Annotated in this window: 26 protein-coding genes; 11 read left to right on the forward strand and 15 right to left on the reverse strand. The window is 68.3% G+C overall.

What is annotated here, in order from left to right; all coding sequences use genetic code 11:
* Positions 1–98: 98 nt before the first annotated feature.
* From AC3ITM_RS02265 to AC3ITM_RS02285, 5 genes are all read right to left on the reverse strand, one after another.
* Positions 99–1,223, reverse strand: coding sequence for an XVIPCD domain-containing protein (locus tag AC3ITM_RS02265; RefSeq protein WP_489268093.1), 1,125 nt, complete (start codon positions 1,221–1,223; stop codon positions 99–101).
* Entirely contained in the window at positions 1,183–1,539 is a 357-nt protein-coding gene (locus tag AC3ITM_RS02270) for a hypothetical protein (RefSeq protein WP_489268095.1), read from the reverse strand. Before AC3ITM_RS02270 ends, AC3ITM_RS02265 begins: the two co-directional genes overlap by 41 nt.
* Complete coding sequence (locus AC3ITM_RS02275) at positions 1,536–2,171, reverse strand: hypothetical protein (RefSeq protein ID WP_489268097.1); 636 nt, start codon at positions 2,169–2,171, stop codon at positions 1,536–1,538. Before AC3ITM_RS02275 ends, AC3ITM_RS02270 begins: the two co-directional genes overlap by 4 nt.
* Positions 2,172–2,237: 66 nt before the next feature.
* Positions 2,238–3,575 carry an XVIPCD domain-containing protein gene (locus AC3ITM_RS02280; protein ID WP_489268099.1) on the reverse strand — a complete coding sequence of 446 codons (1,338 nt, stop codon included), beginning with the start codon at positions 3,573–3,575 and terminating at the stop codon, positions 2,238–2,240.
* A gap of 23 nt (positions 3,576–3,598) precedes the next feature.
* Positions 3,599–4,459, reverse strand: coding sequence for a Smlt3025 familytype IV secretion system inhibitor (locus AC3ITM_RS02285; protein ID WP_489270007.1), 861 nt, complete (start codon positions 4,457–4,459; stop codon positions 3,599–3,601).
* Positions 4,460–4,665: 206 nt separating this feature from the next.
* Here AC3ITM_RS02285 and AC3ITM_RS02290 point away from each other — a divergent pair, with 206 nt between their 5' ends.
* The 4 genes from AC3ITM_RS02290 (at position 4,666) to AC3ITM_RS02305 (ending at position 9,492) form a co-directional block, all read left to right on the forward strand.
* Positions 4,666–5,595 (forward strand): XVIPCD domain-containing protein, encoded by a 930-nt coding sequence (locus AC3ITM_RS02290; RefSeq protein WP_489268101.1) that lies wholly within the window; start codon positions 4,666–4,668, stop codon positions 5,593–5,595.
* A gap of 325 nt (positions 5,596–5,920) precedes the next feature.
* The gene (locus tag AC3ITM_RS02295; RefSeq protein WP_489268103.1) at positions 5,921–7,075 is read left to right on the forward strand and encodes a YncE family protein; all 1,155 of its coding nucleotides are present in this window, start codon (positions 5,921–5,923) and stop codon (positions 7,073–7,075) included.
* A 63-nt stretch (positions 7,076–7,138) separates the two neighbouring features.
* The gene (locus AC3ITM_RS02300; RefSeq protein ID WP_489268105.1) at positions 7,139–8,182 is read left to right on the forward strand and encodes a hypothetical protein; all 1,044 of its coding nucleotides are present in this window, start codon (positions 7,139–7,141) and stop codon (positions 8,180–8,182) included.
* A gap of 227 nt (positions 8,183–8,409) precedes the next feature.
* Complete coding sequence (locus AC3ITM_RS02305) at positions 8,410–9,492, forward strand: hypothetical protein (protein WP_489268106.1); 1,083 nt, start codon at positions 8,410–8,412, stop codon at positions 9,490–9,492.
* On the opposite strand, the gene AC3ITM_RS02310 is transcribed toward AC3ITM_RS02305, so the two are convergent.
* From AC3ITM_RS02310 to AC3ITM_RS02325, 4 genes are all read right to left on the reverse strand, one after another.
* Positions 9,489–9,830, reverse strand: coding sequence for a hypothetical protein (locus AC3ITM_RS02310; protein ID WP_489268107.1), 342 nt, complete (start codon positions 9,828–9,830; stop codon positions 9,489–9,491). The genes AC3ITM_RS02305 and AC3ITM_RS02310 overlap by 4 nt on opposite strands.
* A 108-nt stretch (positions 9,831–9,938) precedes the next feature.
* Positions 9,939–10,985, reverse strand: coding sequence for a DUF4189 domain-containing protein (locus tag AC3ITM_RS02315; RefSeq protein WP_489268109.1), 1,047 nt, complete (start codon positions 10,983–10,985; stop codon positions 9,939–9,941).
* Positions 10,969–11,439, reverse strand: coding sequence for a DUF4189 domain-containing protein (locus AC3ITM_RS02320; protein WP_489268111.1), 471 nt, complete (start codon positions 11,437–11,439; stop codon positions 10,969–10,971). The genes AC3ITM_RS02315 and AC3ITM_RS02320 overlap by 17 nt, the downstream gene beginning before the upstream one ends.
* Before the next feature lie 125 nt (positions 11,440–11,564).
* Entirely contained in the window at positions 11,565–12,407 is an 843-nt protein-coding gene (locus tag AC3ITM_RS02325; RefSeq protein ID WP_489268113.1) for a class I SAM-dependent methyltransferase, read from the reverse strand.
* A gap of 214 nt (positions 12,408–12,621) precedes the next feature.
* Here AC3ITM_RS02325 and AC3ITM_RS02330 point away from each other — a divergent pair, with 214 nt between their 5' ends.
* Together AC3ITM_RS02330 and AC3ITM_RS02335 are read left to right on the forward strand one after the other, a co-directional pair.
* Positions 12,622–13,428: a hypothetical protein gene (locus AC3ITM_RS02330; protein WP_489268115.1), complete on the forward strand. Its 807-nt coding sequence runs from the start codon at positions 12,622–12,624 to the stop codon at positions 13,426–13,428.
* A gap of 147 nt (positions 13,429–13,575) precedes the next feature.
* Complete coding sequence (locus AC3ITM_RS02335; RefSeq protein WP_489268117.1) at positions 13,576–14,061, forward strand: REP-associated tyrosine transposase; 486 nt, start codon at positions 13,576–13,578, stop codon at positions 14,059–14,061.
* A 401-nt stretch (positions 14,062–14,462) separates the two neighbouring features.
* Here the strand turns inward: AC3ITM_RS02335 and AC3ITM_RS02340 are convergent, their stop codons facing one another.
* Positions 14,463–14,882, reverse strand: a complete 420-nt coding sequence (locus AC3ITM_RS02340; protein ID WP_489268119.1) for a hypothetical protein — start codon at positions 14,880–14,882, stop codon at positions 14,463–14,465.
* Positions 14,883–15,215: 333 nt separating this feature from the next.
* A complete protein-coding gene (gene dmeF, locus AC3ITM_RS02345) occupies positions 15,216–16,205 on the reverse strand; it encodes a CDF family Co(II)/Ni(II) efflux transporter DmeF (RefSeq protein WP_489268120.1) in 990 nt (329 codons plus the stop codon).
* Between the two features lie 63 nt (positions 16,206–16,268).
* On the opposite strand from dmeF, the gene AC3ITM_RS02350 reads away from it, so the two are divergent.
* Positions 16,269–16,544: a metal/formaldehyde-sensitive transcriptional repressor gene (locus AC3ITM_RS02350; RefSeq protein ID WP_489268122.1), complete on the forward strand. Its 276-nt coding sequence runs from the start codon at positions 16,269–16,271 to the stop codon at positions 16,542–16,544.
* Between the two features lie 55 nt (positions 16,545–16,599).
* Here the strand turns inward: AC3ITM_RS02350 and AC3ITM_RS02355 are convergent, their stop codons facing one another.
* Positions 16,600–16,971: a MerC domain-containing protein gene (locus tag AC3ITM_RS02355; RefSeq protein WP_489268124.1), complete on the reverse strand. Its 372-nt coding sequence runs from the start codon at positions 16,969–16,971 to the stop codon at positions 16,600–16,602.
* Between the two features lie 69 nt (positions 16,972–17,040).
* Here AC3ITM_RS02355 and AC3ITM_RS02360 point away from each other — a divergent pair, with 69 nt between their 5' ends.
* Positions 17,041–18,381, forward strand: coding sequence for a GTP-binding protein (locus AC3ITM_RS02360; protein ID WP_489268126.1), 1,341 nt, complete (start codon positions 17,041–17,043; stop codon positions 18,379–18,381).
* A gap of 156 nt (positions 18,382–18,537) precedes the next feature.
* Here the strand turns inward: AC3ITM_RS02360 and AC3ITM_RS02365 are convergent, their stop codons facing one another.
* Positions 18,538–20,148 carry an ATP-binding cassette domain-containing protein gene (locus AC3ITM_RS02365; RefSeq protein WP_489268128.1) on the reverse strand — a complete coding sequence of 537 codons (1,611 nt, stop codon included), beginning with the start codon at positions 20,146–20,148 and terminating at the stop codon, positions 18,538–18,540.
* A 174-nt stretch (positions 20,149–20,322) separates the two neighbouring features.
* Positions 20,323–21,225 (reverse strand): LysR family transcriptional regulator, encoded by a 903-nt coding sequence (locus AC3ITM_RS02370; protein ID WP_489268130.1) that lies wholly within the window; start codon positions 21,223–21,225, stop codon positions 20,323–20,325.
* 228 nt (positions 21,226–21,453) lie between these two features.
* Between AC3ITM_RS02370 and AC3ITM_RS02375 the strand changes: the two genes are divergently transcribed.
* The 3 genes from AC3ITM_RS02375 to AC3ITM_RS02385 all read left to right on the forward strand — a co-directional run bounded on the left by AC3ITM_RS02375 (position 21,454) and on the right by AC3ITM_RS02385 (position 24,901).
* Positions 21,454–22,647, forward strand: a complete 1,194-nt coding sequence (locus tag AC3ITM_RS02375) for a serine hydrolase domain-containing protein (RefSeq protein WP_489268132.1) — start codon at positions 21,454–21,456, stop codon at positions 22,645–22,647.
* Positions 22,644–23,861 (forward strand): MFS transporter, encoded by a 1,218-nt coding sequence (locus AC3ITM_RS02380; protein ID WP_489268134.1) that lies wholly within the window; start codon positions 22,644–22,646, stop codon positions 23,859–23,861. Before AC3ITM_RS02375 ends, AC3ITM_RS02380 begins: the two co-directional genes overlap by 4 nt.
* Positions 23,862–23,929: 68 nt before the next feature.
* Positions 23,930–24,901, forward strand: a complete 972-nt coding sequence (locus AC3ITM_RS02385; protein ID WP_489268135.1) for a polysaccharide deacetylase family protein — start codon at positions 23,930–23,932, stop codon at positions 24,899–24,901.
* Between the two features lie 14 nt (positions 24,902–24,915).
* Here the strand turns inward: AC3ITM_RS02385 and AC3ITM_RS02390 are convergent, their stop codons facing one another.
* Positions 24,916–26,517 carry an EAL domain-containing protein gene (locus tag AC3ITM_RS02390; RefSeq protein ID WP_489268137.1) on the reverse strand — a complete coding sequence of 534 codons (1,602 nt, stop codon included), beginning with the start codon at positions 26,515–26,517 and terminating at the stop codon, positions 24,916–24,918.
* Between the last annotated feature and the right edge of the window lie 250 nt (positions 26,518–26,767).

Below are 26,767 nucleotides of genomic sequence, written 5' to 3' on the forward strand. Positions count from 1 at the left end.
GTGCTACGAACCGATCCACGCTGAGCGGGTTATCCGCTGCCGCAGCTGCGGCTGAGCCAAGCGCGAATAGTGCGCCGGCAGCCCATCCCGTGGTCGTTTCAGAGCGACGGCGAGGCTGCACGCTGCTGCCGTTCCTGCGTCTGTTGTTGCTCTAGCGCCTGGTCCTGCGCCTGGCGCTGGCCAATGGCGGCCACCTGGTCAAGGCTGTCCTCTACCGGGCGCTGGGCGGCTTCCAGCGTGGGCACATGCGCACGGGTTGAAGCGGGGTTGGTCGGGTCGCCCTGCACAACGAACAGGTTGTGGGCCGGCGGCAGCGCGGGAGTCTGGATGCTCAGCAGCACGTGGTCCACCTGGGTCAGTCCGGCGCCCTTGGCGGCCACCAGCAGGCTGGCCGACATCCGCTCGCTGGCGTCATCGAAGGACCGGCCATTGGCCTTGTCCAGCTCGCCTACCTTGCCGCGGATCTGGTCGAGCATGCGCTGGTCCGTTTCGCTCAATACCGGCGGTCGTTCTGCGGTCTGTTCTGCAACCGGGCGATTGGGTGCGTTGTCCTGCCGGCGCTCCTGTTCGGCGGTGTTCTTCAGCTCCACCCAGCCCATCCCATCCCGGCCCCGGTCTACCACGGGGAAGATCCTTGCGTTGCCCAGGTCCAACCCGTTGCGCTCCAGCTGCCTGGGATCCAGCCCGAGTTCGCGCAGGTCGATGCGTACGTCCGGTGGCTTCCTGCCACCGGCCAGGTAGTCGTAGTCGCGCGCGATGCGTGCCAGCGGGTCTACACCGTAGTAGTTGCGGTAGTCGGAGTCGCCATGCTTTCCCAGCGTTCCCTTGCCGTCGTAATAGCAACGCTCCACTGCGCTGGTGACGTGATGACCATCCTTGAACGGTGGCTTTGTAAGCGAGTCATAAGACAGCCCCGGTGCGAATGCCTTGGCACCCCCTTCGCCCTGCATGCAGCGCGAGGTTGAGGTTGCAAGCAGACGGGACTCAATCACAGCGTCCGGTGCTGCCGGGTCGAGATGTTTCAGTCGGCTGTTCAGGGCGCGCAGCCCTGCCACTTCCGCCAATGCCTCGTCCTGTCTGCCCTTGTTGAGATAGGTACGAACGTGGCTGGTAAGGTCCACTGTGGTATCGCGCGCTTTGTAGGCCTCATCTATTGCAGTCTTGTAGCCTGCAGAAAATTGCTCAAGCGCGTCTGACCGGGTATCTGCGAGTACGCCGTGCATGGTCTCGTGCCCCGAGAACTTCAGTCAGGACATCAATTCGGCCTGTACCGTGCCAACTGCGAAAGATGGAGTCGCTGACGAAGATGGTGCCGGGTTGGCCACGTTCGCCGGCCTGGAAATGGCCGCCGTTGTTCTCGCCATATGAAACGGCAATGCGGCCAACCTTTCCGTCGTCGGCAGCATTGGCTAGAAGATCTGAAAGAAGCGGTGATTCCCCAATGGCCTGACGGATGCCGCTTTCAGCACCTGGTGGCAACTGGCGGTCCTGCTTGAGCGGCGCAAGCAGCGGTTCGATACGCGCATCTACTGGCTTCATTCAACACCTCCCGAGAAGCGCATGCCGTAGACGCACGTCTTCAAATTTCCAGCGCTACCAGTGGTGTGGGTAAGCAGGCTCGAATCGAAGGTCGTTCCTCCGTCTGCCAGTGGACGCCAGTAGCGCTGCAGATGACCCCGCTGGAATGGCACTTCGCCGCCATCATGGTACCCGGCGGCTTGCAGTGACCGTCCGGCGGCAGCTGCGTCCCACAGGCAGGGCTTGTTGTTGCCCTCGGTGAGCGCCTCGCCCCCTGGAGCGAAGAACATCACTTCGTGGATGGGCAAAGCGGTTGGCTGCGGGAGTGGTACGAAGTTTGCGTAGAAAAGGTACCCATCTGCCAACGGCTGGCGTTTGGCCTCGCCGCCAGCGGCACCGGATGCAACCGGTACGAGTGTCACGCCGAACGCCAATGCGAACGCATCAGCCGAAACATCGGAGGGTTGCTTCACCGATCTTGCGTAACCGATCAGGCGCTCCTGCAGTTCGCTCAAGTGCATCGGCACAGCGGCTTGTTCATGCACAGGCCCCGGCGATGGGGCCTGTGCCGGGGCGGTGGTGCGCGCGCAGGCGGTGGGCAGCGCAAACGCAACCAGGCTCATGACGGCAGTTAGCAGGTGGAAACGTGCCATGGTGCGACCTCAGTGGTGCTCAGTGGATGCTAGGGCAATCTCGGTCTCCGGAACATGACGGGGTTCTCACCCCATCCGCATCGCTGCACCTTGGCTTTGCTGGCTCCGCTCGTCCTGCACCTGCTGTTCGGCCTGCATCGCCACCGCCTTCTGCTGGCGGTCCTGGCTGATCACTTCAAGCTGCTGCAAGGACTGCTCGACCGGTGTCTGCACCGCCAACTCGGTGGGCATCATGGCGCGCTGGTGCGCCGGGTCGGCAATCGCGCCCTGCACCACAAAGACATTGCGGCCGGCGTGATGGTTTGGGGTCGCGTTGCTCAGTACCACGTGATCTGCCCGCTCCAGGTCATTCTGCCGGGCCAGTACCATCAGGCTGGCGGTCAACCGCTCGCTGGTGTCATCGAAACTGCGGCCCTGCCTGGCGTCCAGCGCGGCCACGCCCTGGCGAACCTGCTGCAGCAATGCGTAGTCCGCATGCCCCGGGCCGATATCGGCCAGCCGCGTGGCGGTCTGGCCGGGTTGGTCCGGGCCATCGACCGACACCGTGCGCGGGCTGCGGGTGATATCCCGGTACGGGTCGTCCGGATGGAAGGCACCGGCCTTTTCCTGGCGCTCAAGCCGCAGTTCACGCGTGTCGTTCAGGCTGTCGATGCGCGCCGGGTTCTTCTCCTCGAGCAGTGCCACGTTGCCGGCACCGATACTGGCGGCGTACCACTTCTGTTCCTTTCCATCGTAGATATGGAAGACCGATTTGCTGCCAATCACGTTCGGGTCAACGGTGGCGCGGCTTGCCAATATGGCCGAGGCTTCCAGCGCACTGAGTTTGGCAAAGTAGCCGATGCCCCCCATGGCCGGCATTTCGGAACGGACATGTGCGGCCGTTCGGCCCGCCCGGATTGCGCCACCCCACTCGTTGTCGAGCATGTCCTTCCAGATATGCTCGGCTTTTTCGGGGCCGCTTTTCTCCGTGGCCGCCTGGAGCAAAACGCGTGGCGTCCAACAGTTGGGGTCGAGCCCATGCATCTCGAATGCACGGTCGTGGGCCTGCATCACGTCTTTGCCTGGAAGGTTCAGCGCCAGGTCTGGGCGGCTCTGTTGCATCCAGTGGTTGCGACGCTCCAGGTCCTGCATGAGAAGGGTTTGCCCGAACGCATCCCATTCCCGCTCTGACAATTCCGCATTGGCGAAGCGAGAACCCTTGTCTTGTTGCGTTGCTGCGTAATCCTGCGCGTAGCTGTTGGCCACTGCGCCCGGCACGCTGTCGTTGCGCACGACACCCAGGGCAAGCGTTCCGTAGCCGTCCGCCCCGGGAAGCTGGGAGAGATAATTCCAGTACAGCTCGCGATTCCCGCTATCGGCGTAGCTCTTCAGAATTCTGGTGTCGTGATCGGTCAATCCTGCCATGAACTACTCCCTGTCTACGTGGATCACTTGACCTTGTAGCGGCTCAAGATGTCCCGCACTGCATCTTCCATGCGCTTCCAGTCTTTCAGGAAAGCCCGCTTGTAACTCAAGCTGATCGAGAGGCTATTGCCGGTATCGGAGAGGTAATGCGTGCATCCGGCGGCCACAGCCTTGTCGATGCTGATGACCTGGTTGCCATCGAGCACAACGCCGTCCTCCCGGGCGGTAGGATTGTCGCATTTGATGAAGGTAGTGAGCCTGCCGTCAGGTGCGCGCGCGACGTACCAATCCGCTTCATAAAGCGGGTTGCGTACGGGCGGCCGGCCATAGACGGCCTGGTAGGCCTTGCCGTAGGTCGCCATGCGCTCTTCATCGATCGCGTAGGGGGTCAATCCCATGCGTTCTGATTGGGCTTTGCGCAGATCCAGGCGATCCCTCGGGTCCTGGCGTTCCACGGAATCTTCGGGGGTGATCGCCTCGTTTGACGAGAGCCGCTCCAGCGAGGTTTCGATCGGTGCCCTGTCGATGTAGTCGACAAGTACCGATATTTCCTTGCGGAAGTCGTTGGTTCTTGGCGCCGCCCTGGCCCCTGGCGCGGTCGGGGTCATGTCCGGCCATTCCAGCTTCAGGCTCAGGCCTTCGCCGAACGGGCCGATCTGGTTGTCGAAATAGTTGGCCGGAATCCGGAAGGTGTTCGGCCCCAATTTCACTTCCACCGGGGCGTCGGTGTAGGTGTGGCCGTTGATCGTTCGGCCTTGTTCCATAGGTTGCGTCATATTCGAGTTCCCTTTCTGTTCCGGTGCCGGCGTGCGTGCACAGGCACTGGCGCTCAGCGCGATGGCCACTGCAACGGTCAGGCACCGGCCGGATGACATGACGTTCATGGGCATTCCATTGCGGTAATGCGGCCAACTATAGGCAACCGGCCGCCAGGGCTCCAGTGCAGCGGTCACCTTTCCGGGCGCATGCGGGGGCAGGGTGGGTGGGCAATAGGTTTCCGCCCCTTCACCGTCGTATGCGATCATCGGTGCAGACGAGTGCCGCGGCAGGTTGGACGGCGCGGGGAAGGATCGGTTTCAGACGAGGCTGAATGAGCATGGAGCACGAACACCGCTACACGGTTACCGTTTATCTGGCCGCGCCGGGGACGCCGCTGCGCGACGGAAATACCTCGCTGTCCGGGCATATGTACCTGCAGGTCAGCGATGGGGTGAACCACGACAGCTACGGCTTTGGTGCCGGTGGGCACGACGCGGCCGGCGCGGCCTCGGCAGGCGCGGAGGTGTCGCGCGGGGATGCGGTTGCCTATCAGGATCCCTACTATGCGCGCACGCTGGAAATCAGCCGGGCGCACTACGACAGCCTGCGCGCGTTCGGCGCAGACCCACGGCAGCATGGCTTCGATATGGCCCAGCCGTTCGCTGCCAACCGCTGTAGCGATTTCGCCTGGGCGGCGCTGGACCACGCCGGCATTCACAGCTACCTGGGCCTGGGCGCGGAGACGGTGCAGGAAAGCGCGTTCTCGGTGTTGTTCAACCTGCCGGAAATCCAGAGCGTCCGGCCGCCGTTCCCGGCCAGCCCTTTGAATGCCGAGCGCCACCATCCGCTGCCCGGGCGCGACGTCGCACACCGCCCGTTGTCCGCGCAGGTTGCACCGCCGGCACCGGAGGCGACACGGCCGCTGCCGACGGTGATCACCCCGGCCGATCCGATGCACCCCGACCACGGGCTGCTGGCCCAGGTGAGCAGCAAGGTGGCCGAGCTGGACGCCGCCAACGGCCGCACCTTCGACGCCACCAGCGAGCGCATCAGCGCCAACCTGCTGGCGCTGGCCAAGCAGAACAATCTCTCGCGGGTGGACCACGTGCTGCTCAGCACGCGCACCGAAGACGCGCATGCCGCGCAGAAGATCTTCATCGTGCAGGGCGACCGCGACGATCCGGCCCACCTGCGTGCCAGCATGCCCACCGAAGTGGCGGCCAAGCCCGATGCGGACGCGGCGTCCAAGCGCGGCAAGTGAAGCGGCGGCGAGGCGGGGTTTTCCAGCGGGTGGCTGGACCGGGGCGGGCACGGTAACGGCTGCAGCAGCACGGTGCGCCGACCAAACCCGGATGTGCCCGGCGCAACGACCCAAGCATGGCGCCGGATACCGCGTTGCCGCGCACCGCCGGCAGCGCAGGGCACCCCGGCGGCACCGCACCTGCTAACATGCCCCGACCTGCCAGCCTGCCCACGCTCCATTGTTGTGTGGCCGGCCGCTGATGCAGCACCGTTGTTGAGGGTGCCCATTGCAGCGGCCGCGCGAGCCAAGGACTTACCTCCTCTGCCCTCACCAGGACGCTCGCATGTCTGCACACTCTGTTTTCCGTTCCGCCGCCCTTTCGCTGGCGATCTCGCTGGCCGTGGCGGTTCCCGCCGCGCAGGCGGCCGCCGATGCTGCGCCCGCTGCCGGCGCCACGGCCACCGCCGCCGCGGTACAGCGCAAACCCATCGCACAAGGCCTGTACGAGCTGGCCTTCAGCCCGAAGCAGAATGCCGTGTTCGTCGCCTCCTCCGGTGGCTTCGGCGATGACGCCGGCCCGGCCCAGGTGCTGCGCCTGAACCCGGCAACGCTGGCGGTGGAAGCGGCCATCGCACTGGAGCGCAAGGGCTTCGGCGTGGTACTTGATGACAGCAACAACCGCCTGTACGTCGGCAACACGGTGGATACCTCGGTGACCGTGGTCGACACCGCCGCCAACAAGGCGATCGGCACCGTGCAGCTGATGGAAAAGGTGGTGGGCAAGGACGGCAAGGCCGCCTACAGCCACGACCTGCGCGAGCTGGTGGTGGATGCGCCGAACCATCGCCTGTACGTCACCGGCCACTCTGGCGAAGGCAGCGTGCTGTTCGTGGTGGATACCCAGTCGCTGAAGCTGGTGGACACCATCGCCGGGCTGGGCAAGGCCAAGGCACCGGGCCTGGCGTTGGATGCCAAGGGCAAGCGCGTATACACCTCCAACCTGTTGGCCGAAGTAGTCACCGTGGGCACCGACAGCGGCAAGGTCGAGCAGCGCTTCAAGATCAGCGCCGAGCAGCCGATGAACATCGCCCTGGACCCGTCCGGCAAGCATCTGTTCGTCACCGACCAGGGCTCGGCGATGATCCGCAAGTACCAGGCCAGCAGCACCCCCGGCTTCGTGTCGGCGCACCCGGGCCAGCGCGTGCTGGTGCTGGACCGCAGCACCGGCAAGGAGCTGGCCAGCATCGCCACCGACGCCGGCCCGCTCGGCATCCTGCTGGACGCCGGGCGCAAGCGCCTGTACGTGACCAACCGCGATGCAGGCACGGTCACCGCCTACAACAGCGATACCTACGCGCCGGTGGCCACCTACGCGGTGCCGGCCCACCCCAACAGCCTGGCCCTGGATACCCAAAGCAACGTGCTGTACGTGACGGTCAAAAATGGCGACGCCGAGGCCAAGGGCAGCGCGGAAAGCGTGGCGCGGATCGCGCTGTAACGCGTCCATGCGGGGCGTGCGCATCGGTCATACTGCAGGGCAGACCGACGCATGAGATCAAGGATGTCCACTTCCCCTGGCGGGCGGCAGCAGATGCTGTCGCCCGAACTTCGCCACCGCCTGCAGGCCGACCTGCGCTTCCAGCGCGCCACGGGTACGGCGTGGCTGCTCGGTGTTGCCTGCCTGGCCCTGGCCGCCACGGCATTCGCCGCCTGGTTGGGCTTGCGCACGGTAGGCACGGTGCCGACCCTGCTGCCGATGTTCGCCACCGCGGTAGCGGGGCTGGTGGCGGTGATCGCCACGGGGTGGCATCGCCGTCGGCGCACGGCAGCGCTGCGCGCGGTGCTGGCGGCAGGGCAGGTAGTGGTGCTGGAGGGACGGCTGGATACGCCGGATATTCTGCCGGCCACGCAGGCCTCCGGCCGCGGCCTGCGCGTGTATGCGCTGGACGGGCAGGTGCATCGCATCGTGGCCGAATCGCCGGGCAGCGACGCATTGCTGGGCGGTGTAGCGCAGCAGGTGCGTGCTGCAGTGGAGGCTGCATCGGCGGTGCGCCTGGTCGTCAGTGCCGGGCACGCGCAGCACCTGCTGCAGGTGGAGTACCCCGGTTTGCCGCCAGCACAGCTTGAATCCACCCCGATGGATGCCCGTGACTGGGCCGACCTGATGGCGCGCCCGCGCGCGGCGCTGGGTGCGGCGGCATGGCTGGGCGGGGCGATGCTGCTGGGCCTGGCGGTACTGGCAGGGCTGCCGGCGGTGAGCGGTGGTTTCAGCCTGTGGCTGGGCGCCGGGTTGGCGGTGCTGCTGGCGTGGCTGCTGGTGGTGTGCGTGCCGGCGTGGTGGATGTGGCTGCGGCGCGCGCAGGTGCACGGCCAGACGGTACGCGGACCGGTCCAGGAACTGATGCTGGCGCGCCGGCACCAGGGCCGGCAGGGCGTGGAATATGCATTGTTGGCGCGGCTGGACGGGCGTTGGCATCTGCTGCGCACCGCTGGCAGCGCCCGTGCGCTGCACGCGGGGCTGGACCTGCGCGGGACCATCAGCGTGCGTTATGCCGTGCTCGGCGACCGCCACGTACTGTTGCGTCATTCGGCGCCGCTGCCGTAAACCGGATGCGGCCCGAGCGGTGCGCGTCATCGATAGGCCCTGCACATTACTTCCATAGGTTGCAGTTATCGAATGTCGCGCATCGCCTTGCAGGGCGGGTCTTTGGAGACGTCGAAGCAATTGATCGATGCTGCAACTGGCGGTATCCATGCGATTGCAATTAGTTTCATGGATTCAATTTAAAAGGCCTCGCAACATGCTCCTCTGAATTCCATTGGAGCAGGCTATTGACTGCGCAACCCACCCTGCAGGCCGTGACCTTGCCACCGCTGGTGCTCCTGCACCTGCGGCAGCGTCTGCTGCCGGCTGCAACGGGGCGGATGTCGTTGTGGTTCCTGCTGCCCGCACTGTCGATCCCGGTGCTGCTGTGTACCTGGCGCTGGCCGCTGCTGCACCTGGGGTGGATGCTGGCGGTGCTGGCACTGGTCGCCGCCGGCCTGGTGCTGACCCGCTACCTGCCGTGTTTCACCGGTACCGACGTGGACCGGGCGGTGCTTGCCGCCGCCCTGGCCAGCGGGCGCGGGCGCATGGTGCAGGGCCGGCTGGAACGCCTGCAGCGGATCACCGTGGGCCGGCATGCCGGGCGCGCGTACTGCCGCTACATCATCGATGGCATCGTGCACGATGTGCAGTGCGATCTGCCCGGGCCGCAGCTGCCGGGCATCGTGCTGGTGCGCAGCGCGCTGCTGGGCCAGCCGATCCGACTGTACCTGCCCGAGCACGGCGGCAACCTGCTGCTGGGCGTGGAATACCCCACCCAGATCAAGCCGTACCGCGCCGAATTGCCGGTGCCGGCCAACACCGTCCAGGCACTGCGCCGTCGCCGCTGGCAGGGCCTGTATGTGGTGTCGCGGAAGTGCCTGCTGGCCCTGCTGATGCTGGCCATCACCAGTGCCGGCCTGCAGTTGCCACCGGAACTGCTGGTGGGTGCGGCGCTGTCGATGCCGCTGGTGATGGCCGGCCACTATTTCCATCCGTCGGCGGTGCTGCAGCGTGCACTGCCGGTTGCCGACGGGCAGCTGCAGCACTGGCGCATGCAGGGCTTCGTCGATGAAATCGCGGTGGGGCAGACCGGCGTCGACCTGTGGCGGCAGTCCACGCTATGGGGCCGCATCGGCGGGCATTGGCATGTGCTGGAGCAGCACGCCACCGCACCGGCGCGGCCGGTGCAGGCACTGGGCCGCGAGATGATCCTCCATTACGTGATCGCGCCGGATGCGATGCATCAGCTCGGCGCCCGTTTCGGTCAGGCCAGTCCGATCATCGGCCGGCGCGATTGTGAGCCCGCCGCTGCCCCGGCGGTTCCCTAGCCGCGATCTGCGGCGAAGCCGGGGCTCGGCCTGCTGGCCGGCAAACCGGCGGGCGCGGTGGGGCACCAGCCCGCTACCGGTGCACTGCAGGGCAGGTTGCCCATGCGCCAGTGCGGTGCGCGCAGCGCGGCCGGCCGCGAGGTTGTGCCGGCCAGGCAATCGGCGCACCGTGCGGTGCTGCCGCCGGCGCGCAGCGCCTTCTTCAATGCGGCGTGTTCGGCCGGGTGCACGCCCAGGCCATGCAGCAGCAGGGTGCGGGCGAGCCCGCAACACGCGGCGCGGCGCAGGTCGCGGCCGTAGGGGGAGACGGCGTGCGGGTATAGCGGACGAAGTTCCATCTGGTCCGGCTCCAGCCAGGTGTTGTACCGCCGCTACTGTGCGGTGGGCTTGTCTCATGGATTGAGACGGACCGGTGCCGGTGTTTGAGCGTCATCCCGCAGAGGGGCTCACATACAGTGATTGAACGCGACCGGGCACCTGGCCTCATCGGCATCAAGGCACTTCATGACCGCTTCCTCTCGAGCCTCATCGACGGTCTTGCCAACGCTGCCGTAGCTGTTGATGGGTTGGTCGGGCTTGCCGAAGCGCACCACTGCAGCGCACTGCCCGCTGGTGAAAGCCACAATCACCTTGCAGTCCTGCTGACCGCATCGGGCGATGGCGGTATCGCTGGCGTCGCGCTCGTTCAAGCCCAGGTGGATACCGTATGCCTTGCTGGCACTTCCACCGGCGATGGCGGTCCAGGCTTGCGCCATGCTTGCCCTGGGGTTGCTGTTGGCGGGCTTTTCCGCAGCCTTGGTGGTGCCACGCCTTTCAAGGGGCTTGGCAATGAACTCGGCGGCACCTGGAAACGGAAGATACTGTGGTTCGGCGATCTTGCCCTGGGCGGTAAAGTCGACACGACGCAGGAAGCGGTCCAGCGGGCTGTATGCGTATTTCCAACCATTGCAGAACGCCTGCTCGGGGGGGCTCTTGCAGTCTTTGCCGCCGGCAGTCTTGCATGCTTGCAAGGCTGCGGCGATTGCCTTGGCCTTGTCCTCGCCCGGACTGAAGTACATGCCGCCCTGCCCGCTGTATGCCGGGGCAACGCAGGAGTTGGCCAAGCTCAAAACCGGGTAACAGACGCCTTCGCACTTCTCCATCGCCTGGCGCATCGCATCCTCCTTTGATGCAGCGTTGAGCTGGGCATTCCATGAGCCGCTTTCAGTGCTGACCACGATGGTGGCCCACCAGTCGCGGCTGGCATCCTTGCGAACCTTGGCGTGCTCTGCGGCGGCGATGTTGGCCGCGAGCTGATTCTGGGCAGCAACCTCGGCGCCGTTGATGTAGGCCGTGGATTGCTGGTTCTGCATCCAGTTCTCGTAGTGCATCGTATTCTGCTGATGCTGCTGCAGTTGTGCCTGACGCCCCATCTGTGCCTGGGCCGAGGGCACCACCAGGACCAGCATGCTGGCAAGCAATCCGGCCCAGCCAAGATTAGAAGCAGTAATCATTCTGCAGCTCGCATTGTTTGGCGCCGGAAGCCACGCAATCGGACATCGCCTTCTTTCCGAGCTGGCCTGGCTTGATCTTGCCGGCTTCGCCGCTGCTGACGAAGATCGCGCGGACATTGGGCTTGGCGCCCTTGTCAGCGGCAACCGCCATGCAATGGTCGCGTACCGGGAATGTCGCCAACTCACCGCAATTGCCGCCGCCCTTGGCGTTGCATTCCTTCTTCGCACGCAATCGGGCTTCGGTGTCGGTGCTGCCGATAGCCGTGACCACCTGTTGGGTGGCGTCGCTGACCGCAAGCCCGATGTACAGCTGCATGCCTTCGGGCATTTGCGCACTCATGGTGCCGGCAGGAGGAAGGTCGCCGATGGGCGATGTACTCTGCGCGACCACCATGGTGCTGACGGTGAGGCATGCCAGCAAAAGCCAACGCGAATGACCAATGCTCTGCTGCATTTTGATTACTCCTGCTTACGAATGAGGGCTACTGCGTGAGGGGATGCACGCACTGCTGACGACACAGGATAGCGGCCGGGTTCTGGGAGACGTATAGGGCTTTCCCTACAAATGAGCGGAGGACCCTATCGCTTGATCGCCAACACCCCGTCCAGCGCCAGCTCGGCCTTGAAGCCGGCCTTCTCCAGCCGCTTGGCCACTTCGCGCGGCACATCGCGGCCGCTGGTGAGTTTGTTGGGCGCACCGGTGTAATGGAACATCCGTCCGCCCTTGCGGATCACCCGCGCCAGCTGGTCGTAGAACACCTGCGAGTACAACTCGCCGGCAATGCCGAAGCGGGGCGGGTCGTGCAGGATGGCGTCGACCGAGGCGGTCTCCAGCGATTCGATCGCCTGCGATACATCGGCCTGGGTCAGCGACAGGCGGCCGCCGCTGCTGGCCGCGTCGGGGTCCGGCGACCATGGGTTGAGCGTGCGCAGCCAGAGCACGTCCGGGTTCTTCTCGTACGACTGGATGCGGCTGACCCCGCCTTCCAGGCAGCAGGCGGCGAAGTAGCCCAGCCCGCCGCAGGTATCGAGCACGGTCTTGCCGGCCGGGGCGATCAGCGCCACCTTGCGCCGTGCATCTTCGAACGGGGAAACCTGCGCGCTGGGCAGCATCTTGATGCCATCGATCTCGAAGGTCGGTGCGTCCCAGTCGGTGGGCACCAGCTTGATCAGGGCCGAACCGAAGCGCGATATCGCCAGGAATTCCTCGCCGTCCCAGTAGTACAGGGTGCGGTCGCGGGTCTTGCCCGGGTAGGGGTATGGCTTGCCCTGCCACTGCCAGTGATCGGCAGCCAGGGTGGCGGTACCGGTCGAGCGGCCAAGGTCGAGCGAGCCGCTCCATTGGCCGTGCCCGGCATCACGGGCAGCGAGCAGGGCGTCGGCAAGCGGGCGGGTCAGCAGGGGGCCGGTGTAATGGGGCACGGGAGTCGGGGCCGCCGATGCCGCAAGGCAACCGGACGACAAACTGGTCAGGGGGGGGCATCGTACCCGAGATGGGCCGGGGGCGAACCGCGCGGCCGGCCCGTGCTGCGGGCCGGAACCGGAACGGCGGCAGGTCACCTGCGCAACGGGGCCGATCGCTATAGTCTGCGGTCAGCGGTACGGCCGTTCCGGGCCGTGACCAGGGAATCGATGCATGCGTGCTGTTCTGCCAACCATGGGTGCCGGTATCGGCCTGCTGCTGCTCGTCGGCCTGACCGGTTGCGGGGGCCCGGCCGACGCCCCGCATCCGGTCTCCCTGCAGGAGGTACGGTCGATCCGGATCGAATACCGCCACGGACCGTTGCATCCGGTGGAAGAGGTGTACCAGCTGCGGCCCGGTGCCAGCCGCCGTGCCTTTGCGCGCCGCTCGCTGGTGGCTGGTGGCGCGCAGGCCGGCACGGCCGACGACGTGGTGCCGGCACAGCGGATCGGGGAACTGCTGTGGGCGTTGTCGGCGCCGCCGGTGGCGCGCGAGCGCGGCGTGGAGGCGGTGGCGCGGCGGGTACGTCCGGCCCAGGTGCTGGCGCAGGCCGGCGCGTTCAACGCACAAGGCAGGCTGCCCTGCAGTGCCGGCGACAGGCCGCGGCACCTGCGCGCCGCCCTGCGAGGTGGCGCGCTGCGCCGGCAGGTGGACGGGTATTACGGGCCGTCGCGCTGGAGCGGTGATGCGCCATCGCTGCGGGTGGTCATCGACTATGAACATGCGCCTGCACTGGTGTTCCATTCGCAATCGCAGAAACTGCAGATGCTGCCCTGGACCCGGGAAGACCCGGTTGCCGGCACCAACGCGCCGGTAGCGTTCTGGTCGGTACCGGTGAGCCAGGCCCTGTTGCGCCTGCTGCCACCGTCGTCGTTGGCGGCCCGGCGCCTGGCAGCACGCGAGGATACGGATCTGGTCGGGCGGATCGCGCGCGCCGCCGACGCCGAATGCGCCGGCAGCAACACCGCCGCCACGCGTTGAATGCAAGCGCCGCGACCGTTCCTGTGGCGGTTGTGCGGCAACCTGCACATACAAGGCGAACCCTGACAGCCGGCGCCGTTGCCAGCCGACAGCAGCCTCGTTGTTCCGCTGATCGTCGCGGTGCAGGCGGGATTGCACACTGTGCGCATGTCCCAGCCAACATGCCAATGGCCAGCAGGTACCGCGTACTTCTTCAGTGCGCATCTGCGCGACAGCAGCAGCCGGCTGCTGGTCGACCACGCGCAGGGCCTGCGCCTTGCGTTCCGTGTCGCGCAGCAGGCGCGGCCGTTCCGCATCAACGCCATCGTGGTGCTGCCCGATCACCTGCATGGCATCTGGACGCTGCCGGCAGGCGATGAAGACGGCCACCGGCGCTGGGTGCAGATCCAGGCCATCTTCGACCGCCAATTGCCGGGCCTGCCGCCGCGCGCGGTGCTGCGCCGCGACCGTCGCGCGCGCCCGCTCTGGCACAGCAGTTTCCGCGAGCACCGCATTGTCGATGCCGAGGACCTGCGCCGGCACGTGGCGTATGTGCACCAGAACCCGGTCCGGCACGGCCATGTGCGCGACCCGGCGGCATGGCCGTACAGCTCCATCCATCGCCTGGGATGTGTGGAGCCGGTGCCATGCTGAAGTACGGCCGCCGGTTGCCGTCATGCACGCGCCTGCGGGTGGGGCGCTGTGCGCTTGCGTTGCGTGGCAGGGCGCGGCCGGGCGCGCCTGGAGAAGCGCGGGGGATGCGGCGGCGAGGCGAAGGCGCCACCGGAGCGGCAAACGCGGCGGGGATGCCAGTGGCCGCAGGCTGCCGTGCCGGTAGGCGCGCGTGGACCGGCAAGCCAGCCTGGCAGCAGGGCCAGCCGGCCGCCGGCGCGGGGTCTGGATGGCCCCGGGCATCCGGACACGGCCGGCGTGCGGCTCATCTGCAGCGCGCTATGAGTGCGCAGCGGCGGCGGCATCTGCCGCCCCGGCTGCCGCCGCCGCAACTGCACATCCGAGGCTCGCCGCTGCGGTGGTGGTGCCCGCTGCAGTGGCGGTCAGGGGCAGCGGACCTTGAACACCGGGCCGGCGCCGATCAGCACCAGCGCCATGTAATCGCTGTCCTTGGCCTTGCCCTTGAGGGTGGCACCGGCGTTGAAGTGGAAGATCCCGAAGCCGCCGTTGGGGTGCACCAATGCCTTGTCGATCTGGTCGGCATCGTCCTTGAAGAAGCGGGCGATATCGGCACGGGTGGATACCTGCAACGCGGTGGGGTCGCGCTGCCACTGCTCATCGCGGTTGAACGACACAAGGTACCGGCCCTGCTGCTGCTCGATGCGGAACTCCGCCGGCTTGCGCGCGTGGGTGGCATAGCAGCCCAGCATGGGATCGGAGGAGAACACCCCGACGCCGCTGTCCTGATTGCCGCAGGCGGTCAGCAGCGGAGCGGACAGCAGCAGGCAGAGGATCGGGCGCATGGCAGCACTCCTGGGCGGGCATGCGGCATTGTAGGCACGCAGGCGTAGTGCCCGGTGTAGAGAACGTCGCATCACCTGACGGCAAGGGTGACGCTGTCAACGGCATTGTCCCTGGCATGGAAGCCCACACCGACTTGAGCCGTTTTATACGGAGCATTCGCCTGGGCGTAGTCGACAGTACGATCTGCAGCGCCGGGAGCCGGGACGGGTCACCGGCACTGTGCGGCAGTGGTCCCGCGCGGCTGCAGCGCCACGCGACGGGTGCCGATTCCACGTGATGGTGGTTGTTGTGCCAAACATCCACGGGGCCGCTGCGCAGGGCAGCGAGGCTGCTCAGGCCGGCGCGCCGACCTGATGCACTTCCACCGTGACATGCACCAGTTCTTCGTGCACGGCCAAGGCCTGGCGGATGTGGTCCGCGTTGAGCGCAGCGTCGGTGACGATGCTGGCGATGACCGCGTACTTGCCGCGCCCGACCTGCCAGACATGCAGGTCGGCCAGTTGGGCGGGCCACGGGCCTTGTTCGATTACCTCGCGCACCTCGGCCACCACCGGGGCATCCATCTGTGCGTCCAGCAGCACACGGCTGGTATCCCGCAGCAGGCCGATCGCCCAGACCGTGACCAGCACCGCGCCGACCAGGCCCATCACCGGGTCCAGCCATGCCGCGCCCCAGAGCTTGCCGCCAATCAGGGCGGCAATGGCGAGCACCGAGGTGGCGGCATCGGCGAGGACGTGCATATAGGCCGAGCGCAGGTTGAGGTCGTGGCCGGCATGGCCCGCCGCACCGTGGTCGTGGTCATGGGTGTGCCCCGGCGGATGCGCGTGCGCATGATGGTGGTGACCATGACCATGACCATGACCGTGGTCGTCGCGCAGCCACCACGCGCACAGCAGGTTGACCGCCAGGCCCACCACCGCGATCGCAATGGCCTGGTTGTAGTGGATGGCGCTGGGGACGAACAACCGTTCGGCCGATTGCACGGCCATCAGCAGGGCCACGCCCAGCAGGGCGATGGCGCTGGTGTAGCCGCCGAGAATCTCGATCTTCCAGGTGCCGAACGCGAAGCGCCGATCATGCGCATAGTGGCGTGCGCAGGCGTAGGCGAACACGGCCAGGCCCAGGGCAAGCGCGTGGGAACTCATGTGCCAACCATCGGCGAGTACCGCCATCGAGTTGTACCACCAGCCCCCGATGATCTCGACCACCATCATCGCAGCAGTCAGGTACAGGGCATGGCGGGTGCGGCGCTCGGCCAGCGGGTTGCCGTCGTCGAAGCGGTGGCTGTGGCGGCGTGCGTCAGCGGTGGCGGTCAGGGACATGGCGGTGGCAGGGGTCGACAGGAGGATGGGAATATACCCCTATAGGGTATATGCTCCGGCCCCATGTCGCACATCCACCACCACCGCAACGCCCTGCTGGCCCGGGTCCGGCGCATGGCCGGCCAGGTCGCCGCGCTGGAATCGGCGCTGCAGTCGACCGAGGCCGCCTGCACCAACGTGCTGATGCAGGCGTCAGCGGTGCGGGGGGCGGCCCACGGATTGCTGATGGCCCTGCTGGATGAACACCTGCAGGAGCATGTGGTGGGCGCGGAGGATCCCGCCGAGCGCGCTGCGCAGGCCCAGGTGCTGGTCAAGCTGCTGCGCGCCTACGGGCGCTAGCGAGCCGCCCCGGGGGGCTGCCGGGCGAAGCGGGCGTGCACCTGCGCCGGCGCCATCAATGCCGGTGCCGGCGCCAGGCATTCCATACGTGGGTGGCGGCCAGCAACAGGCTGCCGGCCACCGTCATCGGGGTCTCGCTGGCATGGCTGGGCCAACCCAGTGCACCGCCCAGCAGCAGGCCCAAGCCCGCAGCGGCACTGGCCATGGCCAGGGCGGGCAAGCGGTGCTGCCGGTGCGCGCGCCACAGGGCGAAACCGGTCACCGGCGCGGCGATGGCGACGAACAGCGCATGCACCCATTCGGCTTCGGCCCAGGTACCCAGCAGCGGCAATGCGGCCGCCAGCAGCGGCAGGGCCAGGCAGTGCAGCAGGCACAGGCTGGACAGGGTGATGGCGCCGGCATCGAGCAGGTTGGAGGAGCGTTTCATGGAGGGGGGTGTCTCGCTTCAACAATGTTATATAGTAACATTTGATTCCAGCCCGAGCCCAGCGTAGCCATGACTGCCTCCCCCGTCCCCCTTGATGCCCGCCTGCCGGTCACCGTGTTGTCCGGCTTCCTGGGCGCCGGCAAGACCACCCTGCTCAACCAGCTGCTGCGCAACCGCGAAGGCCGGCGGGTGGCGGTGATCGTCAACGACATGAGTGAGGTCAATGTCGATGCGCAGTTGGTGCGCGACGGCGGCGCGGCGTTGAGCCGGACCGAGGAAACCCTGGTGGAGTTCAGCAATGGCTGCATCTGCTGCACCCTGCGCGATGACCTGTTGCAGGAGGTCAAGCGCCTGGCCAGCGAAGGCCGCTACGACTACCTGCTGATCGAATCGACCGGGATCGCCGAGCCGATGCCGGTGGCGGCGACCTTCCAGGTACGCGACGCCGATGGCTTCAGCCTCAACGACATCGCCCGCCTGGATACCCTGGTGACCGTGGTGGATGGGCAGCAGTTCCTGCACGACTTCAGTTCCACCGAGCGCCTGGCCGACCGCGGCCAGCAGGCCGGCGAGGACGATGTACGGGCGGTGGTCAACCTGCTGGCCGAGCAGATCGAGTTCGCCAATGTCATCGTGGTCAGCAAATGCGATCTGGTCGACGATGATCATCTGCAGTCGACCCTGGCGGTGCTGCGTGCGATCAACCGCGATGCGCGGCTGGTGTTGTCCCGGCACGGCGATGTGCCCTTGCACGAACTGCTGGACACGCACCGCTTCGACTTCATCAAGGCGCAGCTGGCCCCGGGCTGGATGCAGGCGCTGCGCGGCGAGCACAGCCCGGAAACTGAGCAGTACGGCATCACCAGTTTCGTCTACCGGTCGCGCCGGCCATTCCATCCGCAGCGGCTGGCGCACCTGCTGGAGCACGGCTTGGGCGCGGTGATCCGCAGCAAGGGCTTCTTCTGGCTGGCCAACCGCATGGACTGGGTGGGCGAGCTGTCCAGCGTGGGCGCGGCCACCCGCACCCAGGCGGCCGGCTTCTGGTACGCCGCCCGCGCGCGGGTGGACGCCGGGCTGGAAGACAGCGTGCCACTGCTGCCGCCCCCGCAGGTGCCCTATACCGACGTGGGCTGGGTGCGCCAGCAGGCGGCGTGCTGGACCGCGCCGATGCCGGACGCGGCCGATGTCGGGGATGCCGGCGAGTACCAGGCGATGCGACGGATGTGGCACCCGTGGTGGGGCGACCGCCGCCAGGAGCTGGCGGTGATCGGGATCGAGATGGATGAGCGCGCGGTGCGCGCGTCCTTCGATGCCTGCCTGTTGACCGACGTGGAACTGCGCGCCGGGCCGATGCTGTGGCAACTGCTGCCCGATGCGTTCCCGGCGTGGTCGCGCGGGGTGGCCAATTGAGGCAGTCCATTACTTGCGCATCTCGCGCCGTAGAACGCGTCGCCACGCGGCAGCGACCTGACGTGCCGGTACCTCAGGCACTGCCTTGATCACTGCGTGCACGCAGCCGCGGCATCACCACGCGTGATGCCGGGTTGCGATGCCGGTGCGGCGCGCTTACACCGCGCGCAGCTCCCAGCCGGTGCTGGTGGCCTGCAGGTCGTGGGTCAGCCTCAGCGCATCGAGCAGGGCCTGGTCGTGGGAGACCACCACCAGCGTGCCGGTGTACTGGTTGAGCATCTGTTCCAGCGCGGCCAGCGAGGGCAGGTCGAGATGGTTGCCGGGCTCGTCGAGCAGCAGCAGTTGCGGCGGCGATTGCGCGTACAGCAGCGCGGCCAGTGCCGCCTTCAGGCGTTCGCCGCCACTGAGCGTGGCCAGCGGCCGCAGGCTGCGTTCGGCATCCAGCCCGAGCAGGGCCAGCCGGGTGCGCAGCGTGGCCGGGTCGGCGCCGGGGTTGGCGTGCTGCAGCAGGTCCAGCGCGGAGCGGGTGGGCGGCAGGTCGGCCAGCGATTGATCCAGCCGCGCGCAGCTGGCCAGTAGCCGCGCCTGCCCGGACCGTGGCTGCAGTTGCCCGGCCAGCACCCGCAGCAGGGTGGACTTGCCGCTGCCGTTGCCGCCGCGCACGCCGATGCGCTGGCCCCGCTGCAGGTCCAGGTCGATGCGCTGCCAGGGGGCAGGCACCCACGGCAGTTCGGCCTGGACCAGCTCGGCCACGCGCTGCGGCCCGGGCTGCGCCGGGCTGGGGCTGAACAGCGTGATGGTCGCGGCTGCGTCGACGCCGGCGGCGGCCTCCTGGACCCGCGCCTCCAGTTCCGCGCTGCGCTGGGCCTGTTGTGCCTGCCAGCGGCCGCTGCTGTTCTCGCTGCGATTCTTCATGCCGCCCAGCAGGATCGGCGCCTGGTTGGCACTGCGCGCGTCGCGCTGGCCGCGCGATTGGCGGTGCTCCAGGCGCTCGCGCTGCTCGCGCAGTGCCTGCTGCTGGTGGCGGCGTTCGCGCTTGCGCAGGGCCAGCAGCTCGGTGGCCGCAGCGCGCTCTTCCTGTTTCTGCTGCGCGTACAACGTGTAGTTGCCGCCATAGTTGCGCAGGCCCGACGACGACAGTTCGACGATGCGCTGCATCTGCTGCAGCAGGCCACGGTCGTGGCTGATCACGATCAAGCCGCCGCGCCAGGCCGACAAGGCATCCAGCAGCCGGTGGCGATGGGCGGTGTCCAGGTGGTTGCTGGGCTCATCCAGCACCAGGGCGTCGGCATCGGACAGCAGCGCGCCGGCCAGCGCCACCTGCATGGCCTGGCCGCCGCTGAGGGTGGCCGCCGGCCGTGCCGGATCCAGCGGTGGCAGGCCGAGCAGCTGCCACTGCGCCTGCAGCTGTTGGCGCAGGTCCCAGCGCTCGCCCACGGCGCTGAAGTCGGCCGGGTCGACGCTGCCGGCCTCGATCCGGGCCAGCGCATCCAGTACCGGGGCCGCCCCGGCCAGGTCGGCGATGCGGCCGGGCAGTACGCCGCTGTGCTGGCCCAGCAGGTGCACCCGGCCGCTGCACTGGACCTGCCCGGCGGTCGGCGCGCGCTGCCCGGCCAGCAGATGGGCGAGCACGCTCTTGCCGACCCCGTTGCGCCCGACCAGGCCGGTCGGGGTGGTGTCGAAGCTGGCGTTGATATCGGAAAACAGCACGCGCCCGTCGGGCAGGGTGCAGGTCACGCGGTCGAGCGTGAGGGTAAATGCGGTCATGCGACCTCCATGGATGCCGTGGACGCCTCCCTGCGGGCAGGGGGCAAGAACACTGGCCGTCAGCAGACGGCGGGGCATCACTGGCGCATGCGGGCATACCTCATTACACGGGCGACTGGCTGTCGCAGCGCCAGTATAGGTTCGGCTGCCGTGATGGCGATGAATGCCTGCTGTTCAGCAGCTCACGCCGGTCAGCCGGGCGCTGACGAAATCGATCAGCACCCGCAGCTTGGGCAGCACGTGGCGGCCCGACGGCCACAGCAGGTGGAAGGTGCCGCAGGCGTGGACCTGCTCGGCCAGCACCCGCACCAGGCGCCCGTCGGCCAGTGCCTGGCGCGCGGAATGCTCGGGGATGTAGGCGATGCCGCGCCCATCCAGGGCGAAGGCCATGCGCGCCTCGATGGTGTTGCTGACCATGGCCACCGGCAGCTCCAGCGCGGGCGCGTCCGGTTCGCGCGGCAGTGGCCACGGCTCCAGCTTGCCGCTGCTGGGAAACCGGTAGTGCAGGCAGTCGTGCTGGAGCAGGTCGCGCGGGGTCTGCGGGGTGCCGCGTGCGGCCAGGTAGGCCGGGGCGGCGACCAGGTAGCGTGGGAATACGCCGAGCCGGCGCGCGCTGAGCCGCGAATCAGTGGGCTCGCCGACCCGCAGCACGGCGTCGAAGCCTTCTTCGATCACATCGACCAGGCGGTCGTCGAAATCCAGCTCCAGGCGGATACCCGGGTAGGCGGCCATGAACGCCGACAGGATCGGCAGCGACAGGTCGCCCACCAGTGGCAGCCCCAGCCGCAGCACGCCGCAGGGGGCGGCCGCCTGCTGGGCCAGTTCGGTGCGGCCGGCATCCAGTTCGTCCAGGATGCGCCGGCAGCGCAGCAGGAAACGCTCGCCCTCGGCGGTGAGGGTGATGCTGCGGGTGCTGCGGTGGAACAGGCGCACGCCCAGCGCCAACTCCAGGCGGCTGACGGTCTTGCCCGCGGCCGAGGCGGATACGCCGAGCAGGCGCCCGGTTTCGACGAAGCTGCGGGTGTCGGCCACGTGCACGAAGGTCTGCAGGTTGCCGAGGTTTTCCAGTGCAGACATGGGCCGCGCCAAGGGAGAAAGCAGCCACTCTAGCGGCCCGCAGGGGCGGCGGGGGCATGCCGGTGGGACGCAGTGGTGCGCGGCGGGCAGCGACGGGCTGCATCCCTTGCCAGTACGGGGCACAGCGCAATTGCGGAATGAGGTGTCCGGAATGTACGGAGCCCGGACCGGGTGTTTCCCGGCCGGGTGAACGCCGAGCATGGCGCTCCCTTCCTGCTGGACCCTGCCATGTCTTCCCTGCCTGATGCCCGGCCGCTGGCCGAACCGTGCCTGCCGCCCCTGGAGGCGGTGTTGTCCGCCGCCCATGCCCGCCAGCAGGTGGTGGGCGCGGTGGTCCTGGTGCGCCAGCACGGCCGGCTGCGCCATGCCAGCGCCAGCGGCTGGGCCGACCGCGAGCAGCAGCGGCCGATGCAGGCCGATGACCTGTTCCGGCTCGCATCGGTGAGCAAGCCGATCGTGACGGCCGCGGTGATGCGCCTGGTAGCGCAGGGCCGGGTGTCGCTGGATGCGCCGGTCACCGACTGGCTGCCCGAGTTCCGGCCCGCATTGCCCGATGGCACCCGGCCGGTCATCACCCTGCGCCAGCTGCTCAGCCACAGCGCCGGGCTGGGCTACCGTTTCCTGGAGGCAGACGCGCACGGCCCGCTGGCCCGTGCCGGGGTGAGCGACGGCATGGACGACAGCACGGTCAGCCTGGAGGAGAACCTGCGCCGGATCGCGCAGGCGCCGTTGCTGTTTGCGCCCGGGCAGGGGTGGGGTTATTCGCTCGGGGTGGACGTGGCCGGCGCCGTGCTGGAAGCGGCTACCGGCCTGCACCTGGCACAGGTGGTGCGCCAACAGGTCACCGCGCCGCTGGGAATGGATGCCACCGGCTTCCACACCGATAGCCCGGCCCGCCTGGCCACGCCTTACGTCAGCGATGCGCCGCAGCCGCACCGGCTGCGCGAGGGCGAGGTGGTACCGCCGTTCGAGGGCACGGCCGGGATCAGTTACAGCCTTGCCCGGGCCGGCAATCGGCATGCCTTTGCTTCTGGCGGCGGTGGCATGGTGGGCACGGCGGCGGACGTGATGCGCTTGTTGGAAGCGCTGCGTGGCGACGCGCACCGCGGCTGGCTGCCGGCGGCCAGCGTGGCGGAAATGGCACGCGCCCAGGTGGGCGAACAGGGGCCGCCGGACGCGCCGGGCTGGGGCTTCGGCCTGGGCTTTGCGGTGCTGCGCGACCCGCTCCCCACTGCCACGCCGCAGGCGGGCGGCAGCTGGCGCTGGGGTGGCGCGTACGGGCATAGCTGGTTTGTCGATCCGGCCCGTGGCCTGAGCGTGGTGGCGTTGACCAATACCCTGTACGAAGGCATGCATGGCGCCTTCGTCGAGCAGGTGCGCGATGCGGTGTATGCCGGCCTCGCCGCAGGGGAACAGGCATGAGCGGCGCCGGCGAAGGCGGCCAGGCCGCGGCGTGTGCGCTTGCCGCCGCGCCGCCCACGGCCGCGCGGCTGCCGTGGGGCGGCCTGCTGGCACTGGCCAGCGCCGGCTTCATCACCATCCTCACCGAGGCGTTGCCGGCCGGGCTGCTGTCGCCGATGAGCGCCGACCTGGGCGTGAGCCGTGCGCTGGTAGGGCAGCTGGTGACGGTGTATGCGCTGGGCTCGCTGCTGGCGGCATTGCCGATGACCGCGCTGACCCAGCGGCTGCCGCGGCGGCCGTTGCTGCTGGCGGCCATCGCCGGCTTCGTGGTGGTCAACACGGTCACCGCGCTGACCCACGCCTACCCGGTGATGCTGGTGGCGCGCTTCATCGCCGGCATCAGCGCCGGCCTGCTGTGGTCGCTGGTGGCCGGCTATGCCAGCCGCATGGTGGCCCCGCAACTGCAGGGCCGGGCGATCGCGGTGGCGATGGTGGGAACACCGCTGGCGCTGTCGCTGGGCATTCCTGCCGGCACCCTGCTTGGGCAGACGATCGGCTGGCGCTGGGCATTCGGGCTGATGTCGCTGCTCAGCGTGGGGCTGCTGCTGTGGGCGCGCCTGGCGTTGCCGGCACTGGCCGCCCCCGGCGCCGGGGCGCGCCAGACGCTGGGCCGGGTATGGCGGCTGCCGGGCATGCGCGCGGCGCTGTTGACCATGTTCCTGTTCGTGCTGGCGCACAACGTGCTGTACACCTACATCGAACCGTTCGCCGCGCTGGCCGGTGCGGTGGCCTGGCTGGACCGCCTGCTGCTGGTGTTCGGGGTGGCGGCATTGCTGGGTATCTGGATCACCGGGCTGTGGGTGGACCGCTGGCTGCACCGGCTGGTGATCGCCAGTACCGCCGGTTTCGCGCTGGCGGCCCTGGCATTGGCGGTGTGGCCGGGGTCGGCGCTGGTGCTGGTGCTGGGCACGCTGGCCTGGGGCGTGGCCTTCGGTGGCGTGGCCACCCAGTTCCAGACGGCAGTGGCGCGGCGGGCCGGTGCGTCCGGGGATATCGCGCAGTCGTTCGTGGTGACCGGTTGGAACCTGGCGATCGCCCTGGGTGGGGTGGTGGGTGGGGTGATGCTGGAAACCCTGGGCGAGCGGTGGCTGCCGGGCGTGCTGCTGGTGTTGCTGGCCGCCACGCTGGCGGTGGTGATGCGCCGGCCTGCGGCATGGGCCGCTGCCGTGGAGTGAGCGGACCCACAGCCGGTGCTGCACGGATGCGGCGTTATGCTGGCCGGGGCTGGATACGGGAGTGAGGCGTGCGGACGAGGTTGCTGCGATCAGTGGGGGTGGCGTTGCTGGTGTGGGCCGGGGCGCTGCAGGCCGCGCCGGCGCAGCGCATCGCGCTGACCATCGATGACCTGCCCTGGCAGCGGCTGGACGAGCGCCACGATCCGGAACTGGCCCGGCGCCATGCGCAACTGCTGGCCGCGCTGAAGGCCGCGCAGCTGCCGGTGGTCGGCTTCGTCAACGAAGGCAAGCTGGAACAGCAGGGGCGGGTGCTCCCCGAACGGGTGCAGATGCTGCGCGACTGGCTGGATGCCGGGTTCGAGCTGGGCAACCACACCTACGGCCATGTCGATCTGCACGCGGTGGGGCTGCCGGCCTACGAGCAGGACATCCTGCGCGGCGAGCAGACCCTGCGCCCGTTGCTGGCCCGGCGCGGCCAGCCGCCGCGCTGGTTCCGCCACCCCTACCTGCGGACCGGCCAGGACCTGCAGCAGCGCGCCGCCCTGGCCGACTTCCTGCAGCAGCATGGCTATCGGATCGCGCCGGTCACGGTGGACAACAGCGAATGGATCTGGGCGTTCGCCTACGATCATGTGCGCGATACCGAGGCCGACCCGGGCGTGCGCCAAGCGCGCCTGCGCCAGCTGCGGCGCGGCTATGTGCCGTACATGCTCAACAAGCTGGACTACTACCAGCAGCAGTCGCAGCAACTGTTGGGCCGCCTGCCGGCGCAGGTGTGGCTGGTGCATGCCAATGCACTCAACGCCGACTGCATCGGTGAGCTGGTCGCCGCGACCCGGCGCCGCGGCTACACCTTCATCAGCCTGGAGCAGGCCCTGCAGGACCCGGCCTATGCGCATGCCGATGGCTACTTCGGCGCCGGTGGCATCGGCTGGGTGCATCGCTGGGCGATGGCCGAAGGCAAGCCGCCGGGCTTCTATGCCGGCGAGCCCAAGGTGCCGCGCTGGGTGCTGGTCCTGGCCGGGATCGACAACGAGTAACGCGCCAGCGTGGCTTACTCGGCAACGGCGCTGTTGGGGTTCTGCATGTCTTCGCGGGCCTTGCCGTACTGCTCGCGGCGCTGCTGGTGGAAGGCCATGAAGGCATCGGGCGGCAGCGGTTTGGAGAACAGCCAACCCTGGCCGAATTCGACTTGGCGGGCCTGCAGGTAGGTCAGCTGGGCGGGGGTTTCGATGCCTTCGGCAACGGTGAACAGCCCCAGGGTCTTGGCCATGTCGATGATGTGCGAGGTGACCGGGCTGGTGGCACTGTCGGTACCGATCGCGTCGATGAAGGATTTGTCGATCTTCAACGCGTCCAGCGGCAGCTGCTGCAGGTACTGCAGGCTGGAGTAGCCGACCCCGAAATCGTCGATGGCCACGCAGTGGCCGGCGCGGCGCGCGATCGCCAGGGTGGTGCGCGCGCGCTGGATGTCGATGAAGCCGCGTTCGGTGGCCTCCAGCCAGATCTGCTGCGGATGGATGCCGGTGCCGGCCAGCCTGGCCGACAGCACCTTGAGCGCGCGTCCGCTGCTGACATCGCAGGCCGACAGGTTGATGGCGATGTGCGCGCTGCGGTCGCGCACCAGCAGATCGCGCATGTCGGCGATCACCATGTCGATGACCTGGTCGGTCAGGTCTTCGATCAGGCCGTTTTCCTCGGCCAGCGGAATGAACAGGTCCGGGCGGACCTGGCTGCCGTCCGGGCGGCGCCAGCGCAGCAGCGATTCGGCCCCGACGCAGATGCCGGTGTCCAGTTCGATGATGGGCTGGTAGTGCAGGAAGAACTCGCGCCGGCGCACGGCGGTGGCCAGTTCACCGCGCAGCGACAGCCGCCGGCGCGACAGCCACAGCACCAGCCCGACCGCGCCCAGCGCGCCCAGCACGCCCAGCGGGATGTACTGGCGGAACTGGGCGCGGAAGCTGGCGATCAGGTCGGTGCGCGGGGCGGTGGCAATGGCCAGCCACTGCTGGTCCTGCGCGGTGGCATACAGGCTGTTGCCGTCCATGCCGCTGTGCGGTTGGCGCAGCAGCAACTGCAGCAGCTGCTGGTCGGGCATCTGCTGCTGGGCGATCAGGCGCCCGTCGGGGCTGGCCACGGCCAGCCGCACGTTGGGGTCGGTGATCACATCGACCAGCCGCGCCGGGTCCATCAGCACGTCGTGGCGGCCCAGCTGCACGGCCAGCAGCCCGGCGCCGTCGCCGGCGATCGGGCGTACCCCCAGGGTGATGCCGGCGCCGTCGGCGGTGATGTGGTCCGGCACCGGTTCGGGGGTGTGCTGTTCCATCATCCCCCAGGAGGTGCAGCGCAGCCGGCCCTGCTCGAAGTAGCCGATCTGCTCGGCCGAGTGGGTGCTTACCACCAGCGCGCGCATCAGCTGCACGTGCTCGGGCGAACACGGGGCCAGCGTGCTCTGGTTGAGCCGGCGCAGCGCCTTCAGCCCGCCCTCGTAGGCGCGGTGGGTGCGCAGCAGGGTGCGCTCAGCGGTGAGCTGCAGGCGCGCATGTTCGCTGTCGGTGGCCCGGGCCCAGGTGAAGTACCCCAGGATGGCGATCGGCAGCAGGGCCCCGAGCAGGGCGAACAGGACGGTGGCGGCGATGATCCTGGCGCGGTTCAAGCAGACCTCGAAGCCGGATGGGTGGGGAACGGCGGACGGCGACGGCAGCCGAGCCGTAGCCCTGGTGCGCTATATCACCACTTGGCGGAGGGGATTGGAATCGGATTCTTCCCCGATGGCCGTCGGCGTGGCCCCGGTAGGGGCATGGCGGGGGCCGGCTGGGGCGAAACCGTCAGGACCGTCCGCTGTCACAGCCGGCCGTCCGGCGGCGGCCCAGGGTGGGCGCTGCCCCGGCTGGCCCCCTTGCCGC

This window comes from Stenotrophomonas sp. KH_029 (genome assembly GCF_057839765.1).

Bases quoted from the DNA above. Each gene is read 5' to 3' on its own strand.
- AC3ITM_RS02330 (WP_489268115.1), top strand. From the start codon at position 12,622: ATGCGTGCTGTTCTGCCAACCATGGGTGCCGGTATCGGCCTGCTGCTG.
- AC3ITM_RS02315 (WP_489268109.1), bottom strand. From the start codon at position 10,985: ATGATTACTGCTTCTAATCTTGGCTGGGCCGGATTGCTTGCCAGCATG.
- AC3ITM_RS02300 (WP_489268105.1), top strand. From the start codon at position 7,139: ATGTCCACTTCCCCTGGCGGGCGGCAGCAGATGCTGTCGCCCGAACTT.
- dmeF (WP_489268120.1), bottom strand. From the start codon at position 16,205: ATGTCCCTGACCGCCACCGCTGACGCACGCCGCCACAGCCACCGCTTC.
- AC3ITM_RS02295 (WP_489268103.1), top strand. From the start codon at position 5,921: ATGTCTGCACACTCTGTTTTCCGTTCCGCCGCCCTTTCGCTGGCGATC.
- AC3ITM_RS02310 (WP_489268107.1), bottom strand. From the start codon at position 9,830: ATGGAACTTCGTCCGCTATACCCGCACGCCGTCTCCCCCTACGGCCGC.
- AC3ITM_RS02320 (WP_489268111.1), bottom strand. From the start codon at position 11,439: ATGCAGCAGAGCATTGGTCATTCGCGTTGGCTTTTGCTGGCATGCCTC.
- AC3ITM_RS02365 (WP_489268128.1), bottom strand. From the start codon at position 20,148: ATGACCGCATTTACCCTCACGCTCGACCGCGTGACCTGCACCCTGCCC.
- AC3ITM_RS02375 (WP_489268132.1), top strand. From the start codon at position 21,454: ATGTCTTCCCTGCCTGATGCCCGGCCGCTGGCCGAACCGTGCCTGCCG.
- AC3ITM_RS02335 (WP_489268117.1), top strand. From the start codon at position 13,576: ATGTCCCAGCCAACATGCCAATGGCCAGCAGGTACCGCGTACTTCTTC.
- AC3ITM_RS02285 (WP_489270007.1), bottom strand. From the start codon at position 4,459: ATGAACGTCATGTCATCCGGCCGGTGCCTGACCGTTGCAGTGGCCATC.
- AC3ITM_RS02265 (WP_489268093.1), bottom strand. From the start codon at position 1,223: ATGCACGGCGTACTCGCAGATACCCGGTCAGACGCGCTTGAGCAATTT.
- AC3ITM_RS02275 (WP_489268097.1), bottom strand. From the start codon at position 2,171: ATGGCACGTTTCCACCTGCTAACTGCCGTCATGAGCCTGGTTGCGTTT.
- AC3ITM_RS02280 (WP_489268099.1), bottom strand. From the start codon at position 3,575: ATGGCAGGATTGACCGATCACGACACCAGAATTCTGAAGAGCTACGCC.
- AC3ITM_RS02370 (WP_489268130.1), bottom strand. From the start codon at position 21,225: ATGTCTGCACTGGAAAACCTCGGCAACCTGCAGACCTTCGTGCACGTG.
- AC3ITM_RS02340 (WP_489268119.1), bottom strand. From the start codon at position 14,882: ATGCGCCCGATCCTCTGCCTGCTGCTGTCCGCTCCGCTGCTGACCGCC.
- AC3ITM_RS02270 (WP_489268095.1), bottom strand. From the start codon at position 1,539: ATGAAGCCAGTAGATGCGCGTATCGAACCGCTGCTTGCGCCGCTCAAG.
- AC3ITM_RS02290 (WP_489268101.1), top strand. From the start codon at position 4,666: ATGAGCATGGAGCACGAACACCGCTACACGGTTACCGTTTATCTGGCC.
- AC3ITM_RS02380 (WP_489268134.1), top strand. From the start codon at position 22,644: ATGAGCGGCGCCGGCGAAGGCGGCCAGGCCGCGGCGTGTGCGCTTGCC.
- AC3ITM_RS02355 (WP_489268124.1), bottom strand. From the start codon at position 16,971: ATGAAACGCTCCTCCAACCTGCTCGATGCCGGCGCCATCACCCTGTCC.
- AC3ITM_RS02350 (WP_489268122.1), top strand. From the start codon at position 16,269: ATGTCGCACATCCACCACCACCGCAACGCCCTGCTGGCCCGGGTCCGG.
- AC3ITM_RS02360 (WP_489268126.1), top strand. From the start codon at position 17,041: ATGACTGCCTCCCCCGTCCCCCTTGATGCCCGCCTGCCGGTCACCGTG.